The organism is Virgibacillus sp. 7505 (assembly GCF_002272135.1).
Taxonomy (GTDB): Bacteria; Bacillota; Bacilli; order Bacillales; family Amphibacillaceae; genus Terribacillus.
This window is the reverse complement of sequence record NZ_NPBF01000018.1, coordinates 59,740-74,543: the sequence shown is the minus strand read 5'-3', so window position 1 is coordinate 74,543 and position 14,804 is coordinate 59,740. Positions and strand designations below refer to the sequence as shown.

The 14,804-nt window shown below is 44.4% G+C and carries 11 protein-coding genes; all 11 read right to left on the bottom strand.

Translation table 11 applies throughout. From position 1 onward, the window contains the following. Positions 1-5: 5 nt before the first annotated feature. Positions 6-1,523 (bottom strand): sugar ABC transporter ATP-binding protein, encoded by a 1,518-nt coding sequence (locus CHH91_RS06135; protein ID WP_095222579.1) that lies wholly within the window; start codon positions 1,521-1,523, stop codon positions 6-8. A gap of 109 nt (positions 1,524-1,632) precedes the next feature. Then, on the bottom strand, positions 1,633-3,162 hold the full coding sequence (locus CHH91_RS06130) for a response regulator transcription factor (RefSeq protein ID WP_176465697.1): 1,530 nt from the start codon (positions 3,160-3,162) through the stop codon (positions 1,633-1,635). After that, positions 3,128-4,933 carry a sensor histidine kinase gene (locus CHH91_RS06125; protein ID WP_176465696.1) on the bottom strand — a complete coding sequence of 602 codons (1,806 nt, stop codon included), beginning with the start codon at positions 4,931-4,933 and terminating at the stop codon, positions 3,128-3,130. Before CHH91_RS06125 ends, CHH91_RS06130 begins: the two co-directional genes overlap by 35 nt. After that, complete coding sequence (locus tag CHH91_RS06120; protein ID WP_095222576.1) at positions 4,923-5,939, bottom strand: autoinducer 2 ABC transporter substrate-binding protein; 1,017 nt, start codon at positions 5,937-5,939, stop codon at positions 4,923-4,925. Before CHH91_RS06120 ends, CHH91_RS06125 begins: the two co-directional genes overlap by 11 nt. Positions 5,940-5,988: 49 nt before the next feature. Continuing rightward, on the bottom strand, positions 5,989-6,750 hold the full coding sequence (locus CHH91_RS06115) for a DeoR/GlpR family DNA-binding transcription regulator (RefSeq protein ID WP_095222575.1): 762 nt from the start codon (positions 6,748-6,750) through the stop codon (positions 5,989-5,991). A gap of 53 nt (positions 6,751-6,803) precedes the next feature. Beyond that, a complete protein-coding gene (gene rhaA / locus CHH91_RS06110; protein ID WP_095222574.1) occupies positions 6,804-8,057 on the bottom strand; it encodes an L-rhamnose isomerase in 1,254 nt (417 codons plus the stop codon). Positions 8,058-8,069: 12 nt separating this feature from the next. Then, positions 8,070-8,384: an L-rhamnose mutarotase gene (gene rhaM / locus CHH91_RS06105; RefSeq protein ID WP_095222573.1), complete on the bottom strand. Its 315-nt coding sequence runs from the start codon at positions 8,382-8,384 to the stop codon at positions 8,070-8,072. Further along, positions 8,368-9,813, bottom strand: a complete 1,446-nt coding sequence (gene rhaB / locus CHH91_RS06100) for a rhamnulokinase (RefSeq protein WP_095222572.1) — start codon at positions 9,811-9,813, stop codon at positions 8,368-8,370. The genes rhaM and rhaB overlap by 17 nt, the downstream gene beginning before the upstream one ends. 12 nt (positions 9,814-9,825) lie before the next feature. Next, on the bottom strand, positions 9,826-11,892 hold the full coding sequence (locus CHH91_RS06095) for a bifunctional aldolase/short-chain dehydrogenase (RefSeq protein ID WP_095222571.1): 2,067 nt from the start codon (positions 11,890-11,892) through the stop codon (positions 9,826-9,828). A gap of 115 nt (positions 11,893-12,007) precedes the next feature. After that, on the bottom strand, positions 12,008-13,252 hold the full coding sequence (locus tag CHH91_RS06090; RefSeq protein ID WP_095222802.1) for an MFS transporter: 1,245 nt from the start codon (positions 13,250-13,252) through the stop codon (positions 12,008-12,010). Positions 13,253-13,582: 330 nt separating this feature from the next. Next, the gene (locus CHH91_RS06085; protein ID WP_095222570.1) at positions 13,583-14,515 is read right to left on the bottom strand and encodes a DMT family transporter; all 933 of its coding nucleotides are present in this window, start codon (positions 14,513-14,515) and stop codon (positions 13,583-13,585) included. Between the last annotated feature and the right edge of the window lie 289 nt (positions 14,516-14,804).

Genomic DNA, 14,804 nt, shown 5'->3' with positions numbered 1-14,804 from the left:
CTTCTTTAACCGCTTTTCTCCTGTACTTGCTCTTCGCCCATTGCTGCTTCCAAAATCATCTCCTGCGTAATTCCCCTGTTAACGAAGTCGGCTGCAATCCTGCCTTCTTTCATTACTATGATTCGATCGCTCATACCGAGGATCTCAGGCATTTCAGAAGAAACGAATAGAACCGCATACCCGGCTTCGGCCAGCTGCTGGACGATTTCATAGATGGCTGCCTTTGCTCCGATATCGACACCTTTCGTCGGTTCATCCAGCAAGATCACTTTCAAGTCCTTTGTCAGCAGTTTCGCTACAGCTACCTTCTGCTGATTGCCTCCCGAAAGGGAACTAACCAAGTCAAAGATACTCGTGGCCTTGATATGCACTTTTTCACCGAATTCTTTGGCCTGCTGTTTCTCCTTATCACTGTGGATCCACGTAAAGGTCGATAAATCAGTTAAATTGGCTAGTGTTATATTCTTTTCAATACTCCAATCCACAAGGAGACCTTGATCCAAACGATCTTCTGCCAAGTAGCCGATACCATTTTTCATAGCTTCCTGGGGATTTTTATTGCGTATCGGACTGCCGCTTAGCAGAATTTCTCCCTTATCAAAGGCTGTTATGCCGAATATAGCCTGGCATACTTCTGTTCTTCCAGCCCCAACCAGACCAGTCATACCAAGTATCTCACCGCTTCTGATAGAGAAGCTGATATCATCGAATTCACCTAGCTTAGACAAGTTCTTCACTTCCAAAACTGTCTCTCCTGCACTCGTCTTCTTATCAGGGAAAATCTGATTGATTTCCCTGCCGACCATCGCGACAATCAATTTTTCATTCGAAATGTCTGCTACATCCCAAGTGCCGATATAATTGCTGTCGCGTAGCACTGTCACACGGCTGGCGAGTCGATACATATCCTCGAAACGGTGTGAAATGAAGATGACAGAAGTGCCTTCATCCCGCAGCTTTTCGGTAATACGATACAGCTCTTCACTTTCCCTAGCCGTCAGTGCTGCGGTTGGTTCATCCATGATGATGATTTTTGCCTTTGTACTTATCGCCTTAGCTATCTCGACAATTTGCTGCTGTGCCACGCTTAGCGTATTCATTTGAGCTTTAGGGTCCAAGCTGCTGCCCAATTCACGCAGCAGCTGCCGCGCTTGCTTATGCATCTCCCGCCAATTCAGCGTCTTCCATGCAGGGTGCCTGATTTCATGATTCATAAAGATATTTTCGGTTACAGACAAGTCGGGATAACTTGTCACATGCTGATAAATTGCCGCAATTCCTTGCTGTTGAGCTTGTTTAGGATTCTGGAAAGACACTTGCTCGCCCTCCAAAAGCATCTCGCCTTCTGTTGGTTGATGGACGCCAGTGATGATTTTGATGAAAGTGGATTTTCCCGCACCATTTTCACCCATCAAGGCGTGGATTTCACCCCTCTTCAGCTGGAATTGCATATCGTTCAGAGCCTTCACACCAGGAAAGGCTTTTGATATCCCTTTCATTTCAAGTACATATTCACTTGTCATTTCTTGACCTCCTTTACTACTGAATGCGCTTACATAAAGAGTATGAAAAAAGTCCCGCTTCGAGAAGGGGACGTCTTTCGGAATAGGAGGTTATTCTTCTGTTATTGTCTTATCGACGCAAGCGTCGATATTCAGAAGGAGCAAATCCTGTATGTTTCTTAAACAGTTTGCTGAAATATTTGTGATCATGGTATCCGACAGAATCAGCGATTTTCGTCACTTTATCATCTGTATCCTCCAACCTGCGTTTGGCAAGCTCAAGCCGCTGTTTGGTGACATACTGTAATACAGTTTCTTTCGTGTGCTTTTTGAAATAAGCACAAAAGTAGGTTGGATTCATATAGACGTGTGCTGCTACTTGTTCAATTGTTATCGCTTCTTGCACATGTTGATGGATGAACGCTTTCGCCTGCTCCACAGCAGCGCGATCTGAATGTTTATCCAATTTTGTACACATGCCTGCCAGATCTCTAGTCCAATTTTCAAATCCTTGAAGCACTTCCGGTGCTGATAAAGCTTGGTTCGTGTTCCTCCCTAATTTCTGCAGCATTCGGTTAACGTCATTGACTGGCAAGCGCTTGCTGACATCATGCAGCATCTCAATACCCGCTGATTGTAGGATTGCTATTACCGACTCAAGCGACTCAGCTGCGGAGAGTCCTTCTTTTAACTGTCTTAAAGCAGTATCCAAATCATCGAATACAAACTGCTTAAAAGCAAAACGCAGTGTATGCAAGATATTCTGGATGTTCACATTAATGGTTTCTGTATATGGAACTTCTGCAGAAACAGGCTGGAGTTTTATCTCCATTTGTTCTGCTTCCATCGCCGCAGGAAGCAATTCCAATTCGTGCAGTATCTGTCCTGGTGAAGCTGTTACATTGAAAAAGGAACGATGAGACAAAGTCCGAACAAGATGATCGATAATTTTAGAAGTATTTCCATCCGCTGTATGTACAAGTAAACCAAAGCTTTGTTCCTGATCCCACCACCACCAAAAGGAAGGCGCCGACCATTGGTTTGACAGCTCTGCATTCAGTATCCGGACAACCGCACTAAGCTCCTGATGGAATCGAACAGGATCTCGTTTCACTTTTTGCTGATGGAAGTTTTGAAGCTGCAATCTGCACGTGTAATACGTTCCTGACGGGAATATCTCAGTCCACTGTGTGTCTGCCAAGCTGCTTTCATCCGAAAGTGCTCGGAGCAGCTGAAGCTGCTCTTGTTTCTGACTTTCCCGTTCCAGCTCTTGTTCCATTTCTTGTTTTTTAACATATAGCAGCTGCAGCCGATCTTGCAGCTGCTTCCTATCGATTGGTTTCAAAAGATAATCGGCAACTTGATTCCGTAATGCTTGCTGCACATACTGAAAATCATCGAAACCGCTCAAAACAAGAAATTCTCCTGTGAAGCCTGCCTCTTTTAACTCTGTAATCAGCGTTAATCCATCCATGATCGGCATCTTGATATCTGTCAAAATGACTTCAGCTGCCTTCCCATGTTTCCAGCCATCCAACGCCTCTTGCCCATTGGCATATGTACCAATGATGGTGCATTGCGGCTGATCATTGATGAAACGCTCTAGCCCCATACGGATTCGATATTCATCTTCCACGATCATGATTTGCAAATTCTGCATCGAGACTTCCCCTTTCCGAAACATAGCGAAATGGCAAGTAAAGCCTTACAGTTGCACCCTTTTGATTGTTCTCCAATGAGACACCGTAATCGTTTCCATACAGCATCTTGATTCGATTGGCAACATTGCTTAACCCATAGTGCGCAGATTTTGACGTTATACCTGGTTCCAGACTAAGTTCTTCTTCGAGCTCTGCTTTGACTGCTGGATCGAAGCCTGGCCCATCATCTTTTATTGTCAAAATGAGCATATCAGGTGTTTGATTCATCTTGATATCAATATGAATAGCAGTCTTGGTTTCCAGGCCATATTTAATGCTGTTCTCTGCAATCGGCTGAAGTATGAATTTTGGAACCTGCACAGAAGCTGAGATGTCAGGATAATCCGTCTTCCAAGTGAGCCTGTCATAAAAACGGAACTGCTGAATGGACAGGAAATCCTCGACATGCCCGATTTCATCGGCAAGTGATACAAATTTGACGCCATTATCCAAGGAATACCGCAGCATTCTGCCAAGCGTCGTTATAATATCGATGACCTCTTCCTGCTCTCCAGCTTCTACCGCGTAATTGATCGTTTCCAGTGTATTGAAAATAAAATGTGGATTTATCTGTGTTTGGAGCGCATACAATTCAGCTTCCTGCTGTTTAAGTTTGATCATATAATTCTTCTGGATCAAATCACGTATTTCCATAACCATATGATTATAACTTTCTGTCAGCCTGCCAACCTCATCCTGCTTCGTAACCGGCAGCGTTTGCTGAAACTTACCGCTTTGGACGCTGCGCATGTTATCCATCAGCCGCTTAATAGGCTGTGAGACATTATAGGCAACAAATGTATACAAACACACACTGAATAAAATGAATAGAAGAAAAAGCACAATCGAGATGGTGCGTGTTTGCTGCTGTTTGGCAAACAGCTTTTCTGTGGGTATTTCATAGATCAAAGCATAATCCTGCTGTATGGCTGGAGTGATGCCGATCAGTTTTCCATCCTGCAGAAAGCTTCCGTTATCTATCGGATAAAGATCCTTCGGAACAATTTGATCGCTTTTCTCCCTTTTCGAATCATAAGCTATTCGTCCGGATTCCTGTTCCAAAAGCATGATTCTGGCAGCGTTTTGTTCTTTAATCGTACCTGTGATGCGATCAACAAACGCTACATCCAACGCAAGAAACATCGTACCCAGATAAGCTTGGTTATCACGATCCTGCAGCGGCACACCAATTAACAGATAATCAGCATTATTCTCGAAGACAAGATTTGTATCCTGCGGAAGAAGAATCATACTTCCTTTTTCAAGCTCCAAGCTTTGGCCATAAACAGCTGCTTCACTTTTAGAAAAACCGCTATAACTTTTGGCTGCGGCTGCGAAAACCCTGTTTTTAGAGAAGACGAAAACCCCGAGCAAATCAGAAGAACTGCTATGAAGGAAACTGCTGGATAGATAACGTTCCATCATGTATTGCTCCTGCATTGCTTCTGCATGGGACTGGAAACTATCCTCTCTCAATATTTCTATCATCGGCTGTGATTGATAAAGTCTTTCGGGCATATTCGCAACATCCTGTACATTACGATCAATCTGCTGACTTGCCTGCTCAAGCATTTGCGGTACGAGAGCCCCGATTTGTTCTTCTGCTGCTTGTGTATATGCTGTGTAGATAAAAAAACCGAGCAGTGCGACTGGTATGATGGTAAGCAATGTATAAGAAAGCAGCAGTTTATGCATTAATGACAGATTACGGATTTTCTCTTTAAAAATCATATTGATCCACATTCTCCGCCGTAAAGTCTATCGGTTCCCCCATAATGATCTGCTCTCCCTTTACTTGAATCCTGCCTACACCGTCAATGAGCATGCCGTCTTCAATTACCGCATCCTCTTGCATCAGCTTCGCAATCATGACAGTCAAGTAACCGAGTTTCTTCGGACTCCACAAGGTGATTCCTTGGACATTGCCTTCTTTCAAGTGTTCATTCATGTCACGCGGGGATGCCAAACCGACGATAGCGATATCATTTGATAAATTTTCTTCCTTCAAAACGGCCGCTGCTGCTGGAGGACCAAGAGAAGCGATCCCAATTATGCCCTTCAAATCTGGATAGGCTTTCACAACTCGTTTAGATTCCTGGTATGCTGTGACAGGACTATCATTCGTATACGCTACTTCTCGAAGAATCAGATTCGGATAATAGGCTCGATTATGCTGCTTGATCCAATGCAGCCATTCTTCTTGATTGAGCGAAGACTGTGAACCAGAAAGAACGATATACTCGCCTTCCTCCCCGATTTGAGCAGCTAGGCTGTCCAGCAAATGCTCACCTAGCATTTCTGCATCTACCATGTTGATAAAATAGTCCCTGGCTTCGGGATGAGCATCCGCATCCCAAGTCAGAACCGTTATACCCTGCCGTCTGGCTTCTGCCAATACAGGTGTCAATCTATCTGGATCTATGACACTTACTGCCAAAACGTCAACATCTTGTTTTATGAATGTACGGATGATTTCTTCTTGCTGAGCAGGATCAGCTGTTGCTGGTCCTTTAAAATGAACAGTAGCGCCAGTGGACTTCGCCGCTTCCTCCACTCCCTGTTGTACAGCCTGGAAATAAGGAATTTCCATCACTTTCGGCACAATGACAATATCGATTTGTTCCGTTAGCTCCGGATGCGGCTCTGACGGCGTTTCCTGCACATAGAGTATTTCCTTTTTATTGCAAGCGCTTACAAAAATCAACAGAATAAGCAGGACGAGCGATCTCTTTTGCATAATACCATCCTTAGCAACCCCGCAAAGCTTACCTTGCGGGGTCAGTTGATTAGTTCACAGCCTGGAACTCCATGTTCTGTTTTTCAAAATAGCTTTTAGTAGCAGAATCGATTCCTGCATCCGTGTAGACTTTTGAAATCCGCCCAAGTTCGGTAATAGTCGCAAAAGCCCTCTTCCCGAATTTACTTGAATCAGCTAACAAAATTGTTTTGCCTGCAATCTCGATCATCTTTTTCTTTACGATAGCCTGCTGTTCATTCGAGTCACTCAGACCATGTTCGAGATGCACGCTTTTACAGGAAAGAAAGGTTTTATCCACATAGTAAGTTGTCAATGACCTTTCTGTCAGCGGCCCTACGAAGGATAAAGATTTCGATAGCAGCTGTCCGCCGAGCGAAATGACTCGTATTTGGTCCTTTAAACTGCAGGCAAGCGCCACCTTGATACTATTGGTTATGATCGTCAGCGGCATATTTGGCAATTCCTTTGCCATATACCACGCTGTTGTACTGGCATCGAGTATGATCCGTTCGCCAGCCTGGATTTCCGAAACTGCTGCTTTGGCAATAGCCTGCTTTTCCTGCATTCGCATCACTTCACGCGCTTCATGGGCAATCTCGGTTGCACCTTCTTCGATGCGGACTGCCCCGCCATGACTGCGATGCAGCAGCTGTTCCTTTTCCAGCTTCTCAAGGTCACGCCGTATCGTCTCCTCGGTTACATGAAAGAGAGAGCTGAGTTCGGTAACTCTGACACTTGCCCGCTCGTTGACCAGTTCTACGATCTTCCTTTGTCTTTCTGCAACTAACATCCCTTTTCCTGCCTTTATCACGTTTTGATTATAGTGTAGCATAATCTAACGTGTTACCGCTGAGCCATTTCGTTTCTTTCGTACTCCTGGACATGCTGCAGCCAAGCCGTCCCGCGCGGTACTTGCATTTCCTGGCAGAAATAATCCCAAACCGCGCCGAATGGATAACTTTTCAGCTCTTCCATCAGCATAAGTCTTTCCGTGAATTGTCCCTTCTCTTGATATTCCTTCAGCTCTGCATGCGGTGTCAGCAATGCATAAAGAAGAGCCTTCTGCATATTGCGGGTACCGATTACCCAAGCAGCAACACGATTGATACTGGCGTCAAAGAAATCGAGCCCGATCCGTATTGTATCTAGCGTGTTATTACGGACCAGCTCATGGGCAATCTCCTTCAGCTCGTCATCAAACGTCACTACATGGTCGCTGTCCCAGCGTACCGGACGTGATACATGCAAAGCGATTTTATCTGTAAATGGAATCGTACCGCTGAGCTTGTTCGAAACCATTTCCGTCGGATGATAATGCCCAGTATCCATCAGCAAATGCTTGCCGCGAGTCAAAGCGTAACCCATGTAAAATTCATGAGAGCCGACAACATAGGACTCCGAGCCGATGCCGAACAGCTTGCTTTCTACAGCATCAATATTGTATTTTTCATCAATTTCGACAGCAAAAATCTGATCCAGTGAGCGCTTCAGTCGTTCTCTTGGCGTTAGCCGATCACTTGGTACGTCCTTATAGCCATCTGGGATCCAGATATTCGTAAGGCTGGCTGAACCAAGCTCTTTTCCGAAATACTCCCCGATTCGGCGTGATGCGATGCAGTGCTCTATCCAAAATTGGCGGATTTCTTCATCCGGATGGGCCAGGGTTAGACCATCGGCTGCTTTTTCATGGGAAAAGATCGTCGGATTGAAATCCAGTCCTAGATCATGCTGCTTTGCCCACTCTACCCAGTTCCGGAAATGTTCCGGCTTCATTTCATTACGCTCCACGTGCTGACCGTTTGTTTCCGCGTAAATTGCGTGCAAATTGATTCGATGCTTGCCTGGAATGAGACGTAATGCCATTTCAAGGTCTGCGCGCAGTTCTTCCGGCGTTGTAGCTTTTCCAGGATAATTACCTGTCACATCGATTCCGCCTGACAGCTCATTCTGCTGCACTTCGAACCCGCCGATATCATCTCCCTGCCAGCAATGGATGCTGATTGGTACCGTTTTCAATTTGTTCAATGCAGCTTCTACGTCGACTCCTAATGCCTCGTACATCGATTTTGCCAGTTCATACGCTTTAATAACTGTCATATGTTTTCCTCCTCAATCTAAATGAAATACTTCGTTCACCGTTTGACTGACCGGACTATGATCAGGGTTCGTCTGCATGATATCCCGCATATATGTCCACCATCGCTGACACACTTCTGTTTGGGCTATGCTAGCATGCTTTTCTTCTGATTCTGCTTCCAAATAGGCGAATAACATAGCAGTTGGTTCATGCAGGAAGATACTGTAGTTGCTGACACCATGCTCCTTCAAAACCTGCTCCATTTCTGGCCATAGCTTATCATGGCGTTCTTTGTATTCATCGAATTTATCCCGGTAAACATACATCACACTAGCTTTTCGAATCATGGATTGTCCTCCTATTTTCTCCGGTTACATCACGACCATCCGGCAAGAAAATCTCGACTGGAAAGGATTCACGGATAAGCTGTCGGCCAGCATCCAACGAATCCAGCTCACCTGCGGCTATCATCTGTACAATCAAATTCCCAAGAGCTGTCGCTTCAGTAGGTCCAGCAACTACTTGTAATCCGCTATAATCTGCTGTCAGCTGATTCAGCACATTATTCTGTGAGCCGCCGCCGACTATGTGCAGAGTTTGAATGCTTTCTCCTGTCAGAGCTTCCAACTCCTTCAAAGCTTCGCTGTAAGCAATAGCCAGATTATGGAACACTGTCAGGCTGAGCTCTCCGATACTTACAGGTACAAATTGATCCGTTTCTCGGCAATAGTCCTGGATTTCCTCAATCATGTTGTCTGGCTTTAGAAATCTTGCATCATTCAAGTTGACTGAAGCTATCTGTTTCAGGTTAGTCTGCTTTGCTTCCTCAACCATCTCGCCAAAATTATAATCAACCGGATATACTCTTCTGATTTCCTGTATCACCCACATGCCGATGATATTTTTCAAGTACCGATACGTATTGTTAATGCCCCATTCATTCGTAAAATTCTTCTCTAAACTTCTGTCCTCCAGGATCGGCTGTTTTCGCTCAGTCCCAATCAGTGACCAGGTGCCGCTGCTAAGATATGCCCATCGTTCCCCACTAGCAGGCACCCCGGCAATTGCAGAAGCTGTATCATGCGACCCTACAGCAATAACAGTACAAACAGGAAGGTCATATTGTTCTTTTAGAGTGTCGCTGAGATCACCGATAATTGTGCCGGCTTCAATGAGAGGAGCAAACTGTTCAGAGTGGAAACCTGTTAAAGCAAGCAAATCTGTATTGTAACCCTTCGTAAGCGGCTGTAACAGCTGCATTGTAGAAGCATTGGTCGCTTCCATCACTTTTTTCCCGGTAAGTCTGTAGTTCAGATAATCCGGAACAAGCAAAATCGTTTCTGTCTCTTGAATCAGCTCCTCGCTTTCTGTGAAGAGCTGATATATTGTGTTAAAGGGCTGAAACTGGATGCCTGTTCTTCGGTAAATCTCATATTTTGATACCTCTTCCCACACCTGTTCCATCACACCATCTGTCCGGGAATCCCGGTAAGCGATCACATCGCGCAATCGCTCACCATTTTCCCCTAGCAACACGTAGTCCACTGCCCATGTATCAATTCCGAGCGTGCATGAAGCGATACCTTGCTGTTTGGCAATTTCCAACCCTCTTAAAATCTGTTCTTCCAGATGATCAATATCCCAGCAGAGGTGGTCTCCTTGTTTCTGGTAGCCATTCGCAAAACGGTGGATCTCCTGGATGACGAGCTTTCCGTCTTTTAGTTCAGCAGAGACCAGCCGCCCGCTTGACGCACCGATATCAACCGCAATATGCATGCGGATATCCCCCTATCTAGTGAAGGCAGCCGGTACGCCGCCGTCCACTGTTATCATGCAGCCAGTTGTTTTTTGCGCTGCATCTGAGGCGAAGAAAGCAATGGATTCCGCGATATCACTTGGATAAATATTCACACCAAGTGTCGTCCGTTTACGATAATGCTCTTCCAATTCATCTGGTGAAATATTATAAGCAGCTGCCCGTTCCTCACGCCATTTAGAACCCCAGATTGCAGACCCTTGCAGCACAGCATCAGGAAGGACACCGTTTACCCGAATCCCATAGCTGCCGCCTTCTGCAGCAATACATCTAGCCAAATGCATTTCCATTGCTTTCACTGCACTGTAAGCAGCTGCATTCTTGCCGGCATAAACAGAGTTTTTCGATCCGACAAATACCATACTTCCGCCAATACCTTGCTGTTTCATCAATCGGAAGGCTTCACGGGCAACGAGGAAATATCCTGTACCTAATACATCCATGTTAAGCTGCCATTCTTTTAATGTCGTTTCATCGAATGGGCTGCTTGTAGCAAGACCTGCATTATTGACGATGTGATCTACTCCGCCAAATTGTCGAACCGCTTTCTCGAACGCTTCAGTGATAGCAGTTTCATCGGTTACATCCATTTTGACCGCTATCGCACGTCCCGCTCCATATGTTTCATTTAGCTCTTGAGCGACCTTTTCTGCACCTTCAAGGTTGATATCGGTCACAACCGCATGAGCACCACCCTCCAGGAAGACGCGCAATGTTGCACTGCCGATACCGCCGGCACCGCCTGTGACGAGAACGACTGAGCGGCTGAACCTTGCTTCAGGTGGTGCCAAGGACAGCTTATACAGCTCCAATGGCCAGTACTCCACAGCAAAGGATTCTGCTTCAGACAAGGAAACAAAGTCACCGAGTGCTGTTGCTCCTTTCATCACTGCAATTGCACGATGATACAAAGCAGCACTGATATCCGCAGCTTTCTTGTCCTTGCCTGTCGTCACCATCCCTACACCCGGAATGAGCACGACTCTAGGTACAGCTTCGAACATCACATCTCCCTCTGAAGCGAGGCGATTGAAATAATCCTCGTATTCTTTCGCGAAGTTTTGGATGCCTTCTTCTACTATTCGAAGCAATGTCTCAGCATCCTCAGCAGATGGATCGTATGCAATGTACAAAGGCGTACGCTTTGTATGTACAAGATGATCCGGACACGCCGCTCCTATCTGACTCAGCTGCTGTGCTTGTTCGCTGTTCACGAATTCGAGCACATCTTCGCTATCGTCGAAGCTTAGAATCATTTTCTTTTCTCCGCTCACTGCACCTCTGATGACTGGCATCACTTTCGTAATAAGCTGTTGTCGTTTTTGTTTATCCAAAGCGGCAACCTTCTCTCCGCCAAAAGCTTTTGTTTCCGATTGCTTTTGTCGAATATAGCTTTCTGCTTCATTGATGACAGCAATCGTCCGATCATAACTCTCTTTCGCTGTCTCTCCCCAAACGACCAAGCCATGCTTTTCCATCAGAACTAGTTCTGCCTGCGGGTTTGCTGCAACTGCTTCTGCGATCATTTTAGACAAAGTGAATCCAGGACGGATATAAGGAACCCAGACGAATCGCTCACCGAATATTTCTTTCGCGATTTCCTGTCCATTATCTGCACAGCATAGACTGATGATGCTGTCAGGATGTGTATGGTCGACATGCTTGAATGGCAGGAACGCATGCAGCAGTGTTTCAATAGAAGCACGCGGATGACTAGCATCAATCATGCATTGACTTAAATAAGCAACCATTTCTTCATCAGACATCGAATCCCTTTCAATCAATGGGCGAATATCCTCCATCCGCAAACCAGTGAAATTATGGGCGCCCATAGATGCTAAATCAGAACCGCTTCCTTTCACATACATAACTTCTACCGGACGTCCGCGGAAGTCCTCGATCGTAGTTTTCATGGATGTATTTCCGCCACCCCAGTTACAGACAGAACGATCACTACCAATTAAATTCGATCTATATACGAGTTCATCGAGCCCTTCGACCTGATTTGCATTAGATTCATTCCATTTATTCTGTACCAATTTTACCACTCCTTCTACAGTTGATGAAGCGCTTTCAAATTATGAATTCATTATATAACAGATTTACTTCCTTGTGTTTATTTATCTTTATTTTTATTTGTTTATTTTTGTTTTGTTAATTTCTCGCATGACGCCGTCTCTCTTCTACACTTCCATACAGCTCTTCCTGAATTTCCTCCAATGATTTCCCTCTTGTTTCTGGTGCCATGATTAAACCAACGACGGCTGCGATAACGAGGAATCCAATCATAATCAAACCAGCTGCCTGGAATCCAAGAGAACTAATCATTAAAGGAACAACTAGAGAAATCAATCCAACTGCTATCCGTGCCAGTGCAAAGATGAAACCTTGTGCCTTTGCCCGGTAACGTGTATGGAACAGTTCTCCAGCCCAAAGGCCATAAAATGCCTGTGCCCCGAATCCAGCTGCAATCCCCCAAAGTACGACAAATGTGAACAGCTCGAACATGCCCATACCGCCAAACGTAAGAACCAGCCAAGCAGCGATGCCCATACCCGCTCCGATTCCATAAAGAAGCTTACGATTTACCCGGTCACCGAGCTTGATGAAGACGAAATAAGTTGCTGCCACAGTTAACGTCCAAAGGAAGCCTTGCAATAAGTTGGCCTGTGATGCGGATAAGCCGCCGACTGTTTCGTAAATATACGGCATGAAGTAGCCCATGACCCCCGCAACAAGATTCCAGAAAACATAAATGCCAACAAGCAGTACAATCGCTTTTAGATTTGCTTGAACGGTAAACAATTGCTTCCACGAAACATCCTGCTTACCTGGTTCTTTGCGGCTCTTTTCTTTTTCTTCCGTCCAGATTGTCGACTCATTGATCTGCTGCTGCATGATCCATGTTATGAGAGCCACGACAAAGAGCTGTGCAAAGATGATTCTGCTGCCAAGCAGACCTAAAGGCGCCAGCAAAACTGACAGAAACAGCGTAATCGCAGGACCAATTGACCAAGCAAATTGTCCCCAGCCGACACGAGCGGCCCTCTCACCCTTGGGAGCTTCTTCCGCTATGTATGTCCAAGCAGCTGGAATAGCCGCTCCGACAGCGATTCCTGTCACAACATAACCTACAAGCAGCATCGGGAAATTAAATGAAAAAGTAATCAGCAAAATCCCCAGCATGTACACAAGCAAATCATACTTATAAATAAACTTCCTGCCGAACTTGTCCACCAAGATACCGCCAAGAAAAGCCCCAATCGCCGATCCAAAGCCATTGGCACTCAATGCACCTAGCAGACCCAGCTTTGCATCATTCAAATTCAGGTACTCCATCCATAAAGTCAAACCACCAGCTCCCGCAACAATTGAACCAGCCTCCAAATAGTTGGACATCGCAACTGTAATTGTAGCCTTTAAACTTCCTTGTTTTGCTGCCACTGTTCATTCCCTCCTATACATTGCGGCAGTAGTTAAAACCACCCTTTTTATAAAGCGCTTACATATTGCCTTATGACAGGATTATACACTAAATTATTTTGTTTGTGTTTATTTATCTTTATTTATTTTGTTTTTTTGCAAAAATCCATCGAAATACAGATCATAATATAATAAGTTTACATAATTATATTATGATTAACTAATAACATAAAAAAGCTTGCATTATCAATAACTTGATAATGCAAGCTTTTTCTTCTCCAAATACGAACGAGATTACTTTTGTGGTTAGAACATCCTAACGAAGACTACTCCAGCCAAGATCATAAGAAGACCAACTATCTGTATGAAATCAATCTGAGCTTTATAAGAACCCATCAATCCCAATCGCTGAATCAGCAAACTTCCAGCAATTTGTCCAAAGAGAACTAAAACAACAGTCTGCCCTGTCCCCACTTGACCTACTAAGTAAATGTTAATTAATACATATGCTGCTCCTAAAAATCCACCTAGCCATACCCACCACGAGGCTTTTTGCTTTATTGGATTTTTTATCCCTGCAAAAGTGCGTTCTTTCAAGGCGACTACAATAATCAAAGTAAGTGCACCAATGAAAAAGGAGACAAAAGCCGCTTGTATGGAAGAATGCAGAACTATGCCAAGCTGCCCATTTATCGCTACCTGAGTTGACATCAGCATTCCTGATGCAATTCCGACTAAACGCCAGATCCACAGATTCAGATTTTTTTCTTTCTTCTTTTCCCCTCTTGATCTGAACTCCTGTATGGCAATAGCAAAAAACACACCAATTATGACTAAAACTATACCTATTATCCGATACATATCAAATGGTTCCTTCATAGAATGGAACCATCCAAAATTATCAATCAGCATACCCATAATAATTTGTCCTAAGATAGGCATGATTGCTGTTTGTACACTGCCCAATTTAGGAAAAAGCAAAATGTTGACTGTAAGAAAAATTACTCCGAGCACACCGCCGAACCAAATCCAAACCGGCTGCTGGGAAATGAATCCCCATGATATGCCTAGCGGTGAACCTGTTATCAAAGTTATAACGGCCAAAGATAGAGCCCCGATCACGAATGAGATCATGGAAGCCAAATACGGAGAAATAACAAACTTTCTCAATTGCGAATTCACAGCTGTTTGAAATGACAATCCTGTACCAATTAGAATGCCTATTAATGCAGTAATCATAGAATAAAACTCCTCGAAAAAATTATTTTATCACTTTTTCTGACAAAATAAGGAGGAGGTAATGAATTATAATACTTGTTGTTCTTCGTATGTATCTTCCTCTCCTTGATGATAGTCCTATTGTATACCCTTGGAATGGCTGTTAGTCAACTATTCCAAAAGGAATAACCAAAATAAAAACGCCTCCCTTTATCGGCGATCGATAAACAGAAGCGTTAACACTTTAAAATATAGTATTTATAGCTAAAGCAAAGCCGTTTTCGGTCTTTTTGGATTACGATCGATCTAT

Coding starts and splice junctions, on each gene's coding strand:
- rhaB (WP_095222572.1), bottom strand. CDS start 9,813: ATGCATATTGCGGTTGATATCGGTGCGTCAAGCGGGCGGCTGGTCTCT.
- CHH91_RS06130 (WP_176465697.1), bottom strand. CDS start 3,162: ATGCAGAATTTGCAAATCATGATCGTGGAAGATGAATATCGAATCCGT.
- CHH91_RS06090 (WP_095222802.1), bottom strand. CDS start 13,252: ATGTCCAACTATTTGGAGGCTGGTTCAATTGTTGCGGGAGCTGGTGGT.
- CHH91_RS06125 (WP_176465696.1), bottom strand. CDS start 4,933: ATGATTTTTAAAGAGAAAATCCGTAATCTGTCATTAATGCATAAACTG.
- CHH91_RS06115 (WP_095222575.1), bottom strand. CDS start 6,750: ATGTTAGTTGCAGAAAGACAAAGGAAGATCGTAGAACTGGTCAACGAG.
- CHH91_RS06120 (WP_095222576.1), bottom strand. CDS start 5,939: ATGCAAAAGAGATCGCTCGTCCTGCTTATTCTGTTGATTTTTGTAAGC.
- rhaA (WP_095222574.1), bottom strand. CDS start 8,057: ATGACAGTTATTAAAGCGTATGAACTGGCAAAATCGATGTACGAGGCA.
- rhaM (WP_095222573.1), bottom strand. CDS start 8,384: ATGATTCGAAAAGCTAGTGTGATGTATGTTTACCGGGATAAATTCGAT.
- CHH91_RS06135 (WP_095222579.1), bottom strand. CDS start 1,523: ATGACAAGTGAATATGTACTTGAAATGAAAGGGATATCAAAAGCCTTT.
- CHH91_RS06085 (WP_095222570.1), bottom strand. CDS start 14,515: ATGATTACTGCATTAATAGGCATTCTAATTGGTACAGGATTGTCATTT.